The sequence below is a fragment of the Pseudoduganella rivuli genome (genome assembly GCF_009674485.1).
In the GTDB taxonomy this organism is placed as follows: domain Bacteria; phylum Pseudomonadota; class Gammaproteobacteria; order Burkholderiales; family Burkholderiaceae_D; genus Rugamonas; species Rugamonas rivuli_B.
On record NZ_WKJJ01000012.1, the window covers coordinates 220,430 to 234,662 of the forward strand.

The following is a 14,233-nucleotide window of genomic DNA, read 5'->3' on the forward strand; positions in this document are numbered from 1 at the left end:
ATCATGATGGCTCTGCCTCCTTGCTTGCCGCGGCCAGCATCCGGCTGGCCGCTTCGAATTCATAATTGTTCATGTGGGCGGCCAGCCGCTCGATATCGGCGGCCGCCAGCAGTGTGGCCAGTTGCGCACGCACGCTGTCGAAGTAATCGGTGCTGTCGCCGGAATATTCGGCCAGCAGCGAGCGCAATTGCGCCAGCGCTTCGGCCGGCGGCACATCCGTTTCGTGGCAGTCGACGGGTGGCGGCGGCGCCCGGTCGAAATGGCGATCCAGCGCCGCCACCACGGCAGCCAGCGCACCGCCCAGTGCGGCCAGCGGCGCAAACAGCGACGCGGACGGCGTCGGCGCCGCCATGCGCTGCAACGCCAGTTCGACCACTTGCGCTGCCTGTTCCACCGCCGTGGCGCCCACGCCGCCGGCCACGCCCCGCAACGTATGCGCGCTGCGGCTGGCCAGCGCCAGGTCACCCTGCGCCAGCGCCGCATCGATATCCTCCGCCGCGTGGCGCTGCGCCAGGCGGAAGCGGTCCAGCAATTGCACGTACAGTTCCGCATTGCCGGCCACGTGGCGCAAGCCCCGTTCACTGTCGATGCCATCGATGTGCAGGACGGCGTCGCCACAGGCACTGTTGGAGCTGCCGGGACTATTGGGACTGTTCAGCAGAACGGCCGTAGGGGGCATCTCACGCCCCTGCTGCGGCAGCTTGGCGTGCACCAGCCAGCGCGTCAGCACCGTATACAGCCGTTCCGGTTCGATCGGCTTGGAAATATAATCTTGCATGCCTTCGGCCAGGCACCGTTCGCGGATATCCGGTAACACGTGCGCCGTCATGGCCACCACCGGCAGTTCGTCGAAATCGCTGTCCAGGCGCAACTGGCGTGTGGCTTCGTGGCCATCCATTTCCGGCATTTCCAGGTCCATCAGCACCAGGCTGTAGGCATCCGGTCCCGCCTGGTGCAACCGTTCCAGCGCGGCCTTGCCGTTTTCCGCCACGTCCACGCAAATGCCCAGCGTCGCCATCAATTCCGCCGCGATTTCCTGATTGACGGAATTGTCTTCCACCAGCAGCACGCGGGCGGCAAAACGCTGGCCCGGCATCGCTTCATCCTGGACGCGCGCGCTACCCGTATTGGCGCGCTGCGGCGCAACCAGCGCCACCAGCGTATCGACCAGCGCCGACTGGCCGATCGGCTTGAACAGGAAACCGGTAATGCCGGCGGTTTCCGCGCCCCGCTGCACTTCTTCGCGGCCGAACGCCGTCACCAGCACCATCGCGGGATGCGCCGTGAGCGCGCCATCTTCACGCACCTTCCTGGCCAGCGCAATGCCATCCATGCCGGGCATTTGCCAATCCGTCAGCACGATGCGGTACGGGTCGCCCGCCGCATCGGCCTGCGTGATGGCGGCCAGCGCCTGGGCGCCGCTCACCGCCGTATCGACACGCACAGGAAGCGGCTGCAACGATTCGGTCAGGATGTCGAGCGCCATCTGGCTGTCGTCGACCAGCAGCAGGCGGGCGCCATTGAGCGCTTCCGGCATCACGGGCGCATGGTCCGGCAACCCCGACAGGGCAAACTCCAGGTCGAACTGGAAGGTCGAACCCTGCTCCGGCGCGCTGTCCACGCGGATCAGGCCGCCCATCAATTGCACCAGCCGCTGCGAAATCGACAGTCCCAGCCCGGTGCCGCCATACTGGCGCGACGTCGAGCCATTCGCCTGTGAAAATGCGCGGAACAGGCGCGCCACCTGGTCTTCCGTCATGCCGATGCCGGTATCGCGCACGGAAAAACGCAGCATGACCTTGCCCGGATTGCGGTCCGGCAAACGGGTGCACGCCAGTTCCAGTTCGCCGTGCGCCGTGAATTTCACGGCATTGTTCACCAGGTTGATCAACACCTGCCCCAGCCGCAGCGGATCGCCCACCAGGTGGCGCGGAATCACGGGCGGCACGTGGAACAGGTATTCCAGCTGCTTGTCGGCGGCGCGCTGGCTGGTGACGCTGGCGACATTGGCCAGCACGTCATCGAGGAAGAACGGCACCTGCTCCACGTCGAGCCGGCCCGCTTCGATCTTGGAAAAATCGAGGATGTCGTTGATGATGCCCAGCAGCGACAGCGCCGCGCGGTGGATCTTGCTGACGTAATCGTGCTGCTTGGGCGACAGGCCCGTGCGCAGCGCCAGGTAAGCCATGCCGATGATGGCGCTCATCGGCGTGCGGATTTCATGGCTCATGTTGGCCAGGAATTCGGACTTGGCGATGTTGGCCGCTTCCGCCATCACGTTGGCATGCACCAGTTTCTGTTCCCGTTCGCGCCGCTCGGAAATGTCGCGGATAAAGCCGCAGAATTCGTAGGCTTCCTGCTCGTCGAGGCGGATGCGGGTGATGGCCAGGTCGATCGGGAATTCGCGGCCATCCTTGTGCAGCGCGTGCAATTCCACGCGGCGGTCCAGCACCGCGCCCTTGCCCGTGCTGATGTAGCGCTGCATGCCCTTGCGGTGGTCCATCCGGTAGCGCGGCGGGATGATGGTCGACTCCAGCGGCAACCCCAGCGCTTCTTCGCGGGTCCAGCCAAAGATGGTTTCGGCCTGGCTGTTCCAGCCCACGATGCGGCCATGTATATCCATCCGCACCACGGCGTCGAGCGCCGTATCGACGATGGCTTGCAGTTTTTTCTGGCTGTCGCGCGCCACCTGCGCCGATTGCGTGACTTCCGCCGTACGTTCGCCGATCTTGCGTTCCAGGTCGCTGTTCAGTTCGCGCAATTCGAATTCCACCTGGCGCAGCCGGGTCAAGGTGTCGCGGAAGCTGTAGACGGCGTCGGACAGTTTGCCCACCTGGTCGGAGCGCCCTTTGCCGGACAGTTCGATATCGACTTCGCCCCATGTCAGCTTTTCCAGCGCTTGCTGGATATCGGCAAAGGGACGGATCACCTTGCGTCCCACCAGGAAAATCGACACCACGATGGCCAGCGCCAGCAGCAGGTTCGCCACCACCGTGTGGCTGATCTGGCGCCGCAACTGCACATCCACGTCGTGGCGGGAAAACGCCAGTTCCAGCACACCGACCGGATAGGTCCTGCGGCCATCCTGGTAGCGGATTTCCCGTTGCACCCGCACGGAGGCGGCCGGATCGATGTTTTCCACCGCATAGCTGGCCAGTTCTTCGCCGGTCGGCGATTTCACGCGCAGCATCATGACTTCGCCCGACGCTTGCATGGCGTCCACCGCGCTGGACACGGCCGCGGTATTGATGTCGAACAGGGGCCGCGCCAGCGCCTGCGACAGCACGTTGGCCAGGCGCTCGGCCCGCTCCTTCAATTGCTGTTCCGCTTCCGCCCGCAGCGTGCGCGCCGCATAGGTGGTATAAACGGCGGTGGACAGCGCCACCGCGACAAAAATGCCGACGGCCAGCCGCAGCAGGATGTCTTCGCGCCATGCCTGCAGCAATCCCCGGCGCGGCGCGGCCATCAGCGCCCCGCCTCGTCCTGGGCGGCGCGTTCCAGCTTCTTGTAGGCCGGGCTGTTGCGCGCCTGTTCCATCGCGGCCCAGATACGCTGCGCCAGCTCCGGCCGCCGCGCCACCATGCCGTGCGACAGGATCAGGAAATACGGTTTTTCAATCAGCGGCACGGGCAGCATTTCCAGCTGCGCGCCCACCGCGCTGTGCATCACGTTGTTGGCGTCGGAACCGCCCAGCGCGGCGGCGCCCAGCCGGCCCGCGATCAGCTTGCGCGCCAGTTCGTCGGCGCGCTGGCTGCCTTCGTCGGTTTCCACGTCGAGCTTTTTCAGCACTTCGCCGACCGAATACCCCAGCTGGAAGCCCACCGGGCCTTCCACGTTGCGCAGGGTTTTGCCATCCCATTCGACTTTGCTGCCCTTGCGCCTGAGCAGCATGTAGCTGTCGATGTGCATGCGCTTGCTGTTATCGATGGCGCCGCCGCCCGGGAACACGCCCAGCTCGCGCCGGTCCGCCTTGTAACTGACGGCAAAGGCGCCGTCATAGGCGTTCGCCTGCACTTGCTGCAGGCAGCGTTTCCACGGCACGCTCTGGAATTCGAACTGGATATTGAGGCGCTGCGCCACCATTTTGAGCAACTCGAAATTCAGGCCGCCGCCCTGCTGGGTGCGCCATGGCTTGACGTCCTGGCGCTCGAAGCACAGGGTCACGGTTTCCTGCGCGGTGGCCGTACTGGAAAACGCCCACGCCGCCAGCGCCAGCGATGCGGCAGCTGCACGCAGAGTGGCGCGATTGCGGTTCATGAGTTTTTCCCCGATGTCTTACAAGTTTCCTATTGTAATCAAATTTGCAAGAAATTGTTTGACAGTGGAAATTTTTTTAACGGATTGTGACGCTTATGCCGTGCCCTTGATGCTGAAATCCACGCCGACGTCGTCCCACTGTTCCTGCTCTTTTTCCATCCAGTAAGAAACCGTCGGGTGATCCGCCACCCACACGCGCTTGATTTCCAGTTCGATACGGTTTTTCATGCGCAACTTCAATTCCTTGAAGTCCAAGTCGATGCGCGAATGCATGAACAGGATGGCCAGGCGCAGCGCCACCACGGCTTTGGCAAAATCGCCATCCGTCAGGCTGTCGGAAATCTTGCGCAAGTTACCCTTTTGCGCCAGGATCAGGCGCGCCATGGTTTTCTGTTCGCGCGTAGTGAATCCCGGCAAATCGGCGTTTTCCACCATGTAGCTGGCATGCTTGTGGTACCCGGTCTGCGACACCACCATGCCCACTTCATGCAGCAGCGCGCTCCACACCAGCAGGCGCTGGTAGGCGTCGGTCGACGGCTTCATTTGCGCAAACAGCGCGCCCGCATATTCGGCCACGCGGCCGGCGCGGGTTTCATCCACGTGGAATTTCTGCAGGAAGGCGCGCACCGACTGGTCGCGGCGGTCGCGCTTGGTCGAGCGCAGGTACAGGTCCCACATCACGCCCACGCGCAGCCCCGCCTCGATCGGCTGCAGGGTGTCGATGCCCAGTTCATGGAACAGCGCGATCAACACCGCCAAGCCGCCGATGATGGTGCCGGCGCGGTCCGGGCGCAGCCCCGCCATGTCGATTTTCGACGTGTGTCCCAGTTCGATGAAGCGGCGCTTCAGCGCTTCCAGCGACGCGGCCGTCACACCCTTGCCGTCGCCCAGCTTGTTCTTGTCGATGATTTCCGCGATGGCGCGGATGGTGCCGGACGAGCCGTAGCAGCGCGTCCAGTATTGCGGGTGGTATGGCGGCGAACCGTCTTCGAAATGGCTGCGCGCCGACAGGATGGCGGCGTCGAACGACGGGCCGTCGACCCGGCCGCCGATAAAGAACGACAGGCTTTGCTTGACACTGCCGATGGAAAACGATTCGACCCGCTCGATATCGGCGCCGCGGCCCAGGATCAGTTCCGTGGAGCCGCCGCCGATGTCGATCACCAGGCGCCGTTCGCCCGGCAAATTCAGTGCGTTGCACACGCCCATGTAGATCAGGCGGCCTTCCTCTTCGCCGGAAATGATTTCAATCGGGTATCCCAGCGCCTGTTCGGCGGCGGGCAGGAAGGCGGCGGAATTTTTTGCCAGCCGCAGGGTGGACGTGGCCACCACGCGCAGCGCTTCCAGTTCATAGCCGGCCAGCACGGTGCGGAAATTGGCCAGGCAGGACAAGGCGGCTTGCTGGGCGCTGTCGGTCAGGTTGCCGGCGGCATCCAGGCCGGCTGCCAGGCGGATCGGCTCGCGCGCGGTTTTCAGCACGCGGATGGCGTCGCCGTCATGCTTGCCGATGGCGAGACGGAAACTGTTGGAGCCCAGGTCAACTGCTGCGTACATGCCTTCCTCTTCGATGGGTTCCATTTATATCGTTTATATGATTATACGGAAACCCGGTAAGTTACGCGGCCTTTATGACGAGATAATGACATCTCCGTGGTCGATTTCCGCAAAGGTCGCGTCGGGCGCTTCCGCCACGCGGTTGCTGCCGGCCAGCATGGCCGTCTGCAGCGCGCCGTCAGCGCGCTTGAACAGCGTGACCGTGCTGTCGTCGGCGCGGATCACGGTCACGCCCATGCTGACCGTGACGTTGATGATGGCCTTGTCGGCCCGCAGCTGCATCGCTTCGATGGCGGCGCGGATGCGTTCCGCCACCATGACGGCGCCCGGCTGCTCCGTGCGCGGCAGCAGCAGCGCGAATTCCGCCCCGCCCAGCCGGCCCATCTGGTCGCTGTCGCGCAGTTGTTTTTTGCACACATCGGCCAGCGCTTTCAGCACCATGTCGCCCGTCGCATGGCCGTAACTGTCGTTGACCCGCTTGAACTGGTCCATGCTCAGCAGGATCAGCGCCGTGCCCTGACCCGGACGGCGCGCCAGCGCCATCCATGGCGCCAGCGCCTGGTAAAAGCCGCGCCGGTTCGGCACGTCCGTCAGCAGATCCATGACTTCCAGGCGCGCCAGTTCGCCCTGCAATTTTTCCCGCGACAGCAACAGGTAGCCGAACGCATTGGTCAGCATCATCAGGTACAGCGCGCCGAAGCCCACGCCTTGCAGCACGGCGGTTGACACCCACGACCAGCCTTCCGGCAGGACCGCCGCCAGCACGCCCCGCCCCGCCACCACCAGCGACAGGGCCGCCATCGTCACCACCAGGTAGCGCCGCAGCATCGAGCCATGGCGCCACACTTGCGCCAGCGCGGCCACGCCGGCCAGGAAGAACCCGGCGACGATCAGGAAACCGGCCGCCGCCCGCACGCCGCCATGGACGTCCAGCACGTGGCAAGCCAGGTAAATAAAGGAAGCCGCGGCCAGCGACGGCAGCAGCAATTTGCGCCAGCCGGAACGCCCCGCCGCTTCCCACAGCGCGCCCGCATCGAGCGCCATGCCGGTAAACAGCAGCAGGTTCGCCAGCGGGCCGGTCAGCATATCCGGCAGCACGCCGCGGAAATACAACAGGAACCAGGCGCCGGCCTGCGCCTGCTTGGCGACCGCCCACGCGGACAGGCTGAGCGACTTCTTGCTCTCGTATTCAAAGAAAAACAGCGCCGCGCACAGGCTCAGGTTGCCCAGCGCAAGCGCCAATACCAGGGTTTTTATATCCATGTATACCTACCGGGGCGCCGCATCACGTGCGGCGCCGGTGTATCAGATCTCGTGTTCGACGTTGGTGCTGCCGTCGCCGATTTTGCTGGCCCAGGCCTTGGTGAAAAATTCCTTTTCAACCTCGGTCGGGGTGTCATGCCAGAAGACGATCAGGGTGCCCTTGTGGTCGTGGATCTGCGAGACCTTTTCAATGAAGCTGGACGCGCCGGCCAGGTCGGCCAGCGCCGCCACGTAGCCATACACGCGGCCCAGGCGCTCGATGCGGTCCGGTTCCGTGAAGCTGTTCGTGGCGGTAATTGTCGGATGGTCTAAAAACATGGTCTACTCTCTCCACTGTGGCCGCTGCCTATGTTGGCAATGTACCGATAAATATTGTGCATGTAAACGAAAGGTGCGTATCCCTGCACCCGCCTCCAGAGTCTGCGGCAGCTTAACAGAACTTCATAGTTGCCAACAAGCCAGCCTTTTACTTTCAACGTATGCCCGCCGACGCCGACCAACCCTCCTCCCCCGCCGCCCCGCTGGTCCGCACACGGGGACGGGTGCGCACCCTGGAATTCATCCCCGGTGAAATCCAGAGTGAAATGCACCTCGATGCGCCGCACCGCATCACGCTCGACTACGTGCGGGCCATGCTGTGCTTCGTGCTGTTCCAGCCCCGCCCCGCCCATATCGTCATGATCGGGCTGGGCGGCGGCTCGCTGGCCAGGTTTTGCCACCGCTACCTGCCGCACAGCCGCATGACGGTGGTGGAATTGCGCGCCGACGTCATTGCCCTGCGCGACCAGTTCGCGATTCCGCCCGACAGCGACCGCTTCCGCATCGTCCATGCCGATGGCGCCGCTTACATCGCCACCATGGCCCGCTGCGCGGACGTGCTGCTGGTGGACGGCTTCGACCGCGACGGCTTGCCCGAAGCACTGTGCAGCGAGCGCTTTTACCGCGATTGCCGGCGCGCGTTGCGCCACGGCGGCGTGCTGGTGGCCAACATCTTCAGTTATGATCCGCAATACCCGTCCGCGCTGGCCCGCCTCCAGCAGTGCTTCCAGCGCCACGTCTGCTCATTGCATGGCATCGCCGGCAACAACCGCATCCTGTTCGCCGTGAAAGCCGCCGAAGGGGGGCCGCCGACGCCGGCGTCGCAAATGCTGGCGCGCCTGCGCCGCTTCAAGGGACGGGGACTGGCATGGAGCATGGCGCACCGGCTGCTGGCGCACTGGATCGTGCTGCGGACCCAATGGCGAAGCCATACAATACGGCTTGCGAAATAATCATTATTGTTGTCTTGTGGCATTAAATTTTTCCGAACGCCAACACTTTTCCTGTGTTTTATGACACACTAATGGTGGCCCTACCCCCGCCATTTTGACACGTGTACAGGATAGCAATGATCAATCGCCGCCAATTCAAGCTGACCGCAGCGGCGGCTTACACCCTCGGCGCCGGCCTCAGTATCACGGCGGCCCTGTTTGGCGCGGTCGGCGCGCTGGAATACAGCAAGATGCAACTGGCGTTCGAGCAGCACGCGGACCAGCGCACGGCGGCGATCCAGAGCGGCTTGAACGACGCGGTCGAAGTACTGGCCGTGACCAACCAGTTATTCGTGGCCAGCGCCCCCGTGTCGCGCAGCCAGTTCCAGACCTTCACCGCGCCACTGCTGCAGCGCTATCCGTTCATCCAGGCCTTCAATTACCACCGCTTGCTGGACGATGCGGCCCGCCCCGGATTCGAAGCGCAGATGCAGCGCGAATATCCCGGCTATGTCATCACGGAAATCGCCAATGGCCAGCCCGTCCCGGCGCCGCGCAAGGAACGCTACAGCGTGGTCGACTACCTGGAGCCGATGGCCGGCAATGAGCGCGCCTTCGGGCTCGACGCCGGCTACCGGCCGGAAATCCGCCAGGTGATGGAAGACATCCTGCGCACGGGAAAACCCGCATCGACCGGGCTGCTGCCGCTGGCGCAAGGGGTCGGCCAGGAACGCGGCTTGATCATGCTGATGCCGGTCTATAAGCCCGGCATGCCGGTGGCCGACTTTGGCCAGCGCCAGGCCGCATGGCAGGGCGACACCGCCCTTGTGATCCGCGCCACCACGCTGGTGCGCAAAATCCTCGAAGCCGACGGCTTGCTGGACGATTATGACGCGCTGCTGCAAGTGCGGGTAGCCGACGACCTCGTGTTCAGCCATGGCGAGGTGGATATCCCCGCCGATACCACCCCGGTGCGCTGGCTGTCGTGGCAGCAGCGCAGCGATTACCGCAAGTACTTCACGGTGCTGGGCAAACAGTGGGAAGTGCGCATCAGCGCCCTGCCCCGTCCGTTCCTGGCCGACCACCTGGGGTCGATTTCCACACTGGCGGGCGGCATCCTGTCGTCGCTGCTGATGGCGGCCTTCGTGCAATCGCTGGTGCTGCGTTCGCGCCGCGTGCAAATGCTGGTCGATGCCCGCACGGCCGAACTGCGCCACTCCAATGAACGCCTGAATGCCGACGTGTTGGCCCGCAAACGCACGGAGCGGGCGCTGCTCGACAGCGAACAGCGCTTCCGCCGCCTGCTGGCGCTGTCGTCGGACTGGTACTGGGAACAGGACGCCAACCTGCGCTTCACCAGCATCACGGGCGGTTTTTTCGACAAGGGCCACATCCGCCCGGAACGTTTCATCGGCAAGACGCGCTGGGACGCCACGCCCGACATGCAGGCATCCCGCTGGGGCCGCGACCATATGGCGCGGCTGGAAGCGCGCCTGCCGTTCTCGCACTTCGAATACGCGATCGAGGGCGATGACGGCGTGCTGCGCTGGTACAGCACCAGCGGCGAACCGGTGTATGACGCCAAGGGCGAATTCAAGGGTTACCGGGGCACGGGTGCGGAAATCACGGAACGCAAGCTGTCGGAACAGCGCATCCGCCACATCGCCCACCACGATGCGCTGACCGGCCTGCCGAACCGCATGCTGCTGCAAGACCGCCTGGCGCAAGCCATCGCGTACGCCAACCGCAGCGGCCACCACATGTGGGTGCTGTTGATCGACCTGGACCGCTTCAAGTTCGTCAACGACAGCCTGGGCCACAAGGCCGGCGATATCCTGCTGAAGACGGTGGCGCAGCGCCTGTCGGGCAGCGTGCGCGAAAGCGATACGGTGGCGCGCCTGTCGGGCGACGAATTTGTCGCCATCCTCAGTGAATCGAACGATGCGCCGCTGACGCCGGACGTGGTGCAGCGCGTGATGACCGCGGTGGCGCAACCGATCATGCTGGAGGGGAAAGAATTCCTTGTCACGTGCAGTATCGGCGTGGCGGCCTATGACGGCAGCGTCGGCGATGAAGCGCAGCACCTGATCGAACATGCGGACATCGCCATGTATGCGGCGAAAAAACAGGGCCGCAACGGCTTCCGCTTTTACCTGCCGTGCATGAATGAAGAAGCGCTGGAGCGCCTGCGCATTGAAAACGCGCTGCGCAAGGCGCTCGAGCGCAGCGAATTCATGCTGCACTACCAGCCGCAGGTCGACCTCGGCGACGGCGCCGTCACCGGCGTGGAAGCGCTGCTGCGCTGGCAGCATCCGGAAATGGGCGTGGTGGCGCCGGACCGCTTCATCGGACTGGCAGAGGAAACGGGCCTGATCGTGCCGATCGGCCTTTGGGCGTTGCAATCGGCCTGCGCCCAGGGCAAGAAGTGGAACGACTGGCGCGCCGCGCACGGCCAGCCGCCGCTGCGCATGGCCGTCAACCTGTCGGCGCGCCAGTTCATGCAGCCGGAACTGGTTACGCAAGTGGCGCAGGTATTGGAAGAAACCGGCTTGCCGCCGGCCTGCCTGGAACTGGAACTGACGGAATCCGTGTTCATGAACGACGTGACGCAGGCGGTCAGCCTGCTGCACGACTTGAAAGCGCTGGGCGTCACCTTGTCGATCGACGATTTCGGCACCGGCTATTCCAGCCTGTCGTACCTGCGCAGCTTCCCGATCGACGTGCTGAAAATCGACCGTTCCTTCGTCAACGATATCGCCACCGACGAAGACGATGAGGCCATCGTCGTATCGATCATCGCGCTGGCGCACAATTTGAAATTGCGCGTCGTGGCGGAAGGGGTAGAATCGCGGGAGCAGCTGGAGTATTTGCGCCGGCACGATTGCGATCAGATCCAGGGCTATTACTTCAGCCGCCCGGTCGCTCCGCTGCAATTCGAACAAATGCTGCGTGAAAATAAGCACCTGGGATGGGCAGAACTGGCGCCGCTGGCGTGGGTGGAGGCCGGAACCGGTACCTGATTTTTCGCGCCGCCACTACAGGAGACCCGAGCAACATGGAAAAATCAGCCGACCGCCCGAAGCACATCCGAACCGACATGTGGACCCGCGAAGTGGTCGATCAAGCCATTGCCGCGATGCCGGCCATCGGCTTGCGGCAGGCGGCGGAATTCCTGTCCGCGATGAAGGTGCCACCGGACATTGCCGTGCGCACGCTGGTCTATCCGCACCGCCGCCGTAATTAATTGCGCTTGGGCGCCAGCGCCAGCTTGGCCGCCTTGCGCAGCTTGGCCTGCTCCCAGCGGGCCTTTTGCTCTTCCGTCTGCGGCACCAGCTCGGGAATCGCGACCGGCTTGCGGTCCTTGTCCACGGCCACCATCGTGAAATAGCAGCTGTTGGCATGGCGCACCAGGCGCTGCGTGATATTTTCCGTCACCACGCGGATGCCCACTTCCATCGACGTCTTGCCCGTGTAATTGATCGACGCGAGGAACGTCACCAGTTCGCCCACGTGGATCGGCTGCAGGAACATCACCTGGTCGACCGACAACGTCACGACATAGGTGCCGGAATACCGGCTGGCGCACGCATAGGCCACGCCGTCCAGCAATTTCAAGATGGCGCCGCCGTGCACGTTGCCGGAAAAATTGGCCATGTCCGGCGTCATCAAGACCGTCATCGTCAGCTCGTGGGCCGACCAGTGTGGCGCTTCCATATCAATGTCCTCGGTAGATTGAATGCTGCGATGGCGCGGCATCCGGGGCCGCGCTCCCGGCGCGTGGTGTCAGAACCCCTGCGCTTCGATGTCGGCCAGCGATTCGCGGCCCTTGTCGGTGATGTCGTAGCCGCCGCCTTCGCGCGACACGATATGGGATTTCTTGCCAAGGAAAGCGGCGACGTCGGCGTCCAGCGCGACATCGCCCCCGGCCGCGACCGCGCGCAAGCCGAGGATGCAGCGGCGCAGGAACAGCGCCTGCTGGCCCGATTCCGTCAGCGTGATGCGGCCATTGCGGGCCACGCTGATCAGCTTGATGCCGGCCAGCTTCTTGGTGTTGCGGCCCACGCAGGCGCTCGGGCGGTCGCCCTTGATACCGCGGCGCACCTCTTCCAGCGCGTCATATTCATCCGCGGTGAGTTTTTCTTTCTTCATTACCTTTGTTCCATGAGTTGCCATTCGGCCACCATGGTACGCGCCCCCGCTTGCGGAGGCAAGGAATGAAGGACCGCTTACTGGGCGATGTACCAGGCCAGCGTCGCGCCAACCATCAGCGTGAACAACAGCGCCAGCTGGACATGCTTGATGCTCAGGCGGCGGCCGAGATAGATTTTATTGTGCAGTGAATTGCCCATGTTCGCCTCCATCGAAGAAACTAAAACCGTTGGTCCATTATATGAATACTTCGGTGACGGCCTCATGACAGCGAACGTAATAATGCCTATTCATGTGGCAGCTGTAGCTGTGGAGCAACGGTGCCATGCGGTACGGCGCGCCGCGTGATGCGCACGCCTGCTAGGCTGGGCGCTCCTACCTGACAGGAGGTTCGTATGGCGCACGACACGCAGGAACAAAACGGTGGCCACCTGATGGATGAACCGGATATCGGCAGTGGCGGCAAGACGCCGGCCGAGCGGGAAACCGACGAACAAATCAAGCAAATACCACAGCCGCCCGCCACTGGCGGCGACAAGGCGCCGGCACAGCCGGCGCCGCGGCCGGGCTGAAGCGCCCGCGTATTCGTCACGCTTGCGTCACGCCTTCATTGGCGGCGGTTTTGGTTCGGGCTCTTCGATGGGTGGGCTTTCCGGTACCGGATTGTTATCCGGCGGCGGATCCTTTTCCGGCTCGGGCGGCGGTGTTTCCGGGTCCGGCGTTATGTGCGCATATTTTCCGACCATGTCACTCTCCTGCTGACCATCGCTGCCGCCAGACTATCCGCTTGAAGCCCGCCATGGCGCACCCTTGCCGAATCGCCACTATTTTCAAACAAGACCCATCCGTCCCATTCAACCGGTAAGGAGCGTTGCAATGAGTACTGCTGTTCAAGCCACACCACCCGACGCCAGGCTGGCCCTGGCCCACACCTTCCTGATGGTCCCCGGCGACCGCCCCGCGCAATTTGCCCAGGCGTGCGCGTCTGGTGCGGACGCTGTCGTGATCGACCTGGAAGACGCCGTCGCGCCCGCCGCCAAAGGCGCGGCGCGCGACGCGCTGGCCAACTGGCTCGACAGTCCTGAAGGACGCGCCCCCCACGTGCCCGTGCTGGTGCGCGTCAATTGCGTCAATTCCGGCTGCTTTGGCGACGACCTCGTGCTGTGCCACCGCCCCGGCATTGCCGGCATCGTGCTGCCCAAGACCGAACGGGTCAATGACGTCGCCAGCGCGTCATCGACGGCGCCGCTGTTTCCCATGATTGAAACCGCGCTGGGCTTTTCGCGGCTGGCGGAAATCGCCGCCGCACCCCGCGTGCAGCGGCTGATGTTTGGCGCGGCGGACTTTTGCGTCGACTTGCGGATCATGGGCGATGGCGACGCCTTGCTGTATTTCCGCTCGCAAATCGTGCTGGCGTCGCGGCTCGCGGGCCTGCACCGCCCTGTCGATGGCGGCACGCTGGAAACCGGTGGCGGCGGCACGGCTGCCGAGGCGGCGCGCCATGCCTATCGGCTGGGTTTTGGCGGCAAACTGTGCCTGCACGCGGAACAGGTTGATCCTGTCGCCCGCGCGTTCGCGCCATCGGCGGAAGAAACCGCCTGGGCGCGCCGGGTACTGGCTGCGGCAGCCGATACGCACGCGCCGATGCTCGACGGCCAGGTGCTGGACAAGGCTATGATCTTGCTGGCGCGGCAAATCAGTTCAGATGCCAGGCGATACCAGTAATCCCTGACGCGACGCCAACTCCGTAGGTCGGCTTC

At 64.0% G+C, this 14,233-nt stretch carries 13 protein-coding genes; 5 read left to right on the forward strand and 8 right to left on the reverse strand.

Translation table 11 applies throughout. The features are described 5' to 3' along the window. Position 1: 1 nt before the first annotated feature. From GJ700_RS20010 to GJ700_RS20030, 5 genes are all read right to left on the reverse strand, one after another. On the reverse strand, positions 2–3,466 hold the full coding sequence (locus GJ700_RS20010; protein WP_154377122.1) for a hybrid sensor histidine kinase/response regulator: 3,465 nt from the start codon (positions 3,464–3,466) through the stop codon (positions 2–4). After that, positions 3,466–4,257, reverse strand: a complete 792-nt coding sequence (locus GJ700_RS20015) for a substrate-binding periplasmic protein (RefSeq protein WP_154377124.1) — start codon at positions 4,255–4,257, stop codon at positions 3,466–3,468. Before GJ700_RS20015 ends, GJ700_RS20010 begins: the two co-directional genes overlap by 1 nt. A gap of 93 nt (positions 4,258–4,350) precedes the next feature. Beyond that, positions 4,351–5,811: a Ppx/GppA phosphatase family protein gene (locus GJ700_RS20020; protein ID WP_154377223.1), complete on the reverse strand. Its 1,461-nt coding sequence runs from the start codon at positions 5,809–5,811 to the stop codon at positions 4,351–4,353. Between the two features lie 72 nt (positions 5,812–5,883). Beyond that, positions 5,884–7,074 (reverse strand): GGDEF domain-containing protein, encoded by a 1,191-nt coding sequence (locus tag GJ700_RS20025; protein ID WP_154377127.1) that lies wholly within the window; start codon positions 7,072–7,074, stop codon positions 5,884–5,886. Between the two features lie 42 nt (positions 7,075–7,116). Next, entirely contained in the window at positions 7,117–7,392 is a 276-nt protein-coding gene (locus tag GJ700_RS20030) for a hypothetical protein (protein WP_154377129.1), read from the reverse strand. Positions 7,393–7,553: 161 nt separating this feature from the next. Here GJ700_RS20030 and GJ700_RS20035 point away from each other — a divergent pair, with 161 nt between their 5' ends. From GJ700_RS20035 to GJ700_RS20045, 3 genes are all read left to right on the forward strand, one after another. Next, positions 7,554–8,345 (forward strand): spermine/spermidine synthase domain-containing protein, encoded by a 792-nt coding sequence (locus tag GJ700_RS20035; protein WP_154377131.1) that lies wholly within the window; start codon positions 7,554–7,556, stop codon positions 8,343–8,345. A 116-nt stretch (positions 8,346–8,461) separates the two neighbouring features. Further along, positions 8,462–11,344 (forward strand): bifunctional diguanylate cyclase/phosphodiesterase, encoded by a 2,883-nt coding sequence (locus tag GJ700_RS20040; RefSeq protein ID WP_154377132.1) that lies wholly within the window; start codon positions 8,462–8,464, stop codon positions 11,342–11,344. Between the two features lie 35 nt (positions 11,345–11,379). After that, a complete protein-coding gene (locus GJ700_RS20045; protein ID WP_154377134.1) occupies positions 11,380–11,568 on the forward strand; it encodes a hypothetical protein in 189 nt (62 codons plus the stop codon). Here GJ700_RS20045 and GJ700_RS20050 read toward each other — a convergent pair. From GJ700_RS20050 to GJ700_RS35905, 3 genes are all read right to left on the reverse strand, one after another. After that, positions 11,565–12,038 carry an acyl-CoA thioesterase gene (locus GJ700_RS20050; RefSeq protein ID WP_154377136.1) on the reverse strand — a complete coding sequence of 158 codons (474 nt, stop codon included), beginning with the start codon at positions 12,036–12,038 and terminating at the stop codon, positions 11,565–11,567. The genes GJ700_RS20045 and GJ700_RS20050 overlap by 4 nt on opposite strands. A 69-nt stretch (positions 12,039–12,107) precedes the next feature. Then, positions 12,108–12,473, reverse strand: a complete 366-nt coding sequence (locus tag GJ700_RS20055; protein WP_154377138.1) for a hypothetical protein — start codon at positions 12,471–12,473, stop codon at positions 12,108–12,110. Positions 12,474–12,550: 77 nt separating this feature from the next. Next, positions 12,551–12,673: a hypothetical protein gene (locus GJ700_RS35905; RefSeq protein ID WP_260117379.1), complete on the reverse strand. Its 123-nt coding sequence runs from the start codon at positions 12,671–12,673 to the stop codon at positions 12,551–12,553. A 195-nt stretch (positions 12,674–12,868) separates the two neighbouring features. On the opposite strand from GJ700_RS35905, the gene GJ700_RS20060 reads away from it, so the two are divergent. Beyond that, positions 12,869–13,045 carry a hypothetical protein gene (locus tag GJ700_RS20060; protein ID WP_154377140.1) on the forward strand — a complete coding sequence of 59 codons (177 nt, stop codon included), beginning with the start codon at positions 12,869–12,871 and terminating at the stop codon, positions 13,043–13,045. A 304-nt stretch (positions 13,046–13,349) separates the two neighbouring features. After that, positions 13,350–14,198 (forward strand): HpcH/HpaI aldolase/citrate lyase family protein, encoded by an 849-nt coding sequence (locus GJ700_RS20065; protein ID WP_154377142.1) that lies wholly within the window; start codon positions 13,350–13,352, stop codon positions 14,196–14,198. Positions 14,199–14,233 lie beyond the last annotated feature (35 nt).

Bases quoted from the DNA above. Each gene is read 5' to 3' on its own strand.
- GJ700_RS20010 (WP_154377122.1), bottom strand. From the start codon at position 3,466: ATGGCCGCGCCGCGCCGGGGATTGCTGCAGGCATGGCGCGAAGACATC.
- GJ700_RS20015 (WP_154377124.1), bottom strand. From the start codon at position 4,257: ATGAACCGCAATCGCGCCACTCTGCGTGCAGCTGCCGCATCGCTGGCG.
- GJ700_RS20020 (WP_154377223.1), bottom strand. From the start codon at position 5,811: ATGTACGCAGCAGTTGACCTGGGCTCCAACAGTTTCCGTCTCGCCATC.
- GJ700_RS20025 (WP_154377127.1), bottom strand. From the start codon at position 7,074: ATGGATATAAAAACCCTGGTATTGGCGCTTGCGCTGGGCAACCTGAGC.
- GJ700_RS20030 (WP_154377129.1), bottom strand. From the start codon at position 7,392: ATGTTTTTAGACCATCCGACAATTACCGCCACGAACAGCTTCACGGAA.
- GJ700_RS20035 (WP_154377131.1), top strand. From the start codon at position 7,554: ATGCCCGCCGACGCCGACCAACCCTCCTCCCCCGCCGCCCCGCTGGTC.
- GJ700_RS20040 (WP_154377132.1), top strand. From the start codon at position 8,462: ATGATCAATCGCCGCCAATTCAAGCTGACCGCAGCGGCGGCTTACACC.
- GJ700_RS20045 (WP_154377134.1), top strand. From the start codon at position 11,380: ATGGAAAAATCAGCCGACCGCCCGAAGCACATCCGAACCGACATGTGG.
- GJ700_RS20050 (WP_154377136.1), bottom strand. From the start codon at position 12,038: ATGGAAGCGCCACACTGGTCGGCCCACGAGCTGACGATGACGGTCTTG.
- GJ700_RS20055 (WP_154377138.1), bottom strand. From the start codon at position 12,473: ATGAAGAAAGAAAAACTCACCGCGGATGAATATGACGCGCTGGAAGAG.
- GJ700_RS35905 (WP_260117379.1), bottom strand. From the start codon at position 12,673: ATGGGCAATTCACTGCACAATAAAATCTATCTCGGCCGCCGCCTGAGC.
- GJ700_RS20060 (WP_154377140.1), top strand. From the start codon at position 12,869: ATGGCGCACGACACGCAGGAACAAAACGGTGGCCACCTGATGGATGAA.
- GJ700_RS20065 (WP_154377142.1), top strand. From the start codon at position 13,350: ATGAGTACTGCTGTTCAAGCCACACCACCCGACGCCAGGCTGGCCCTG.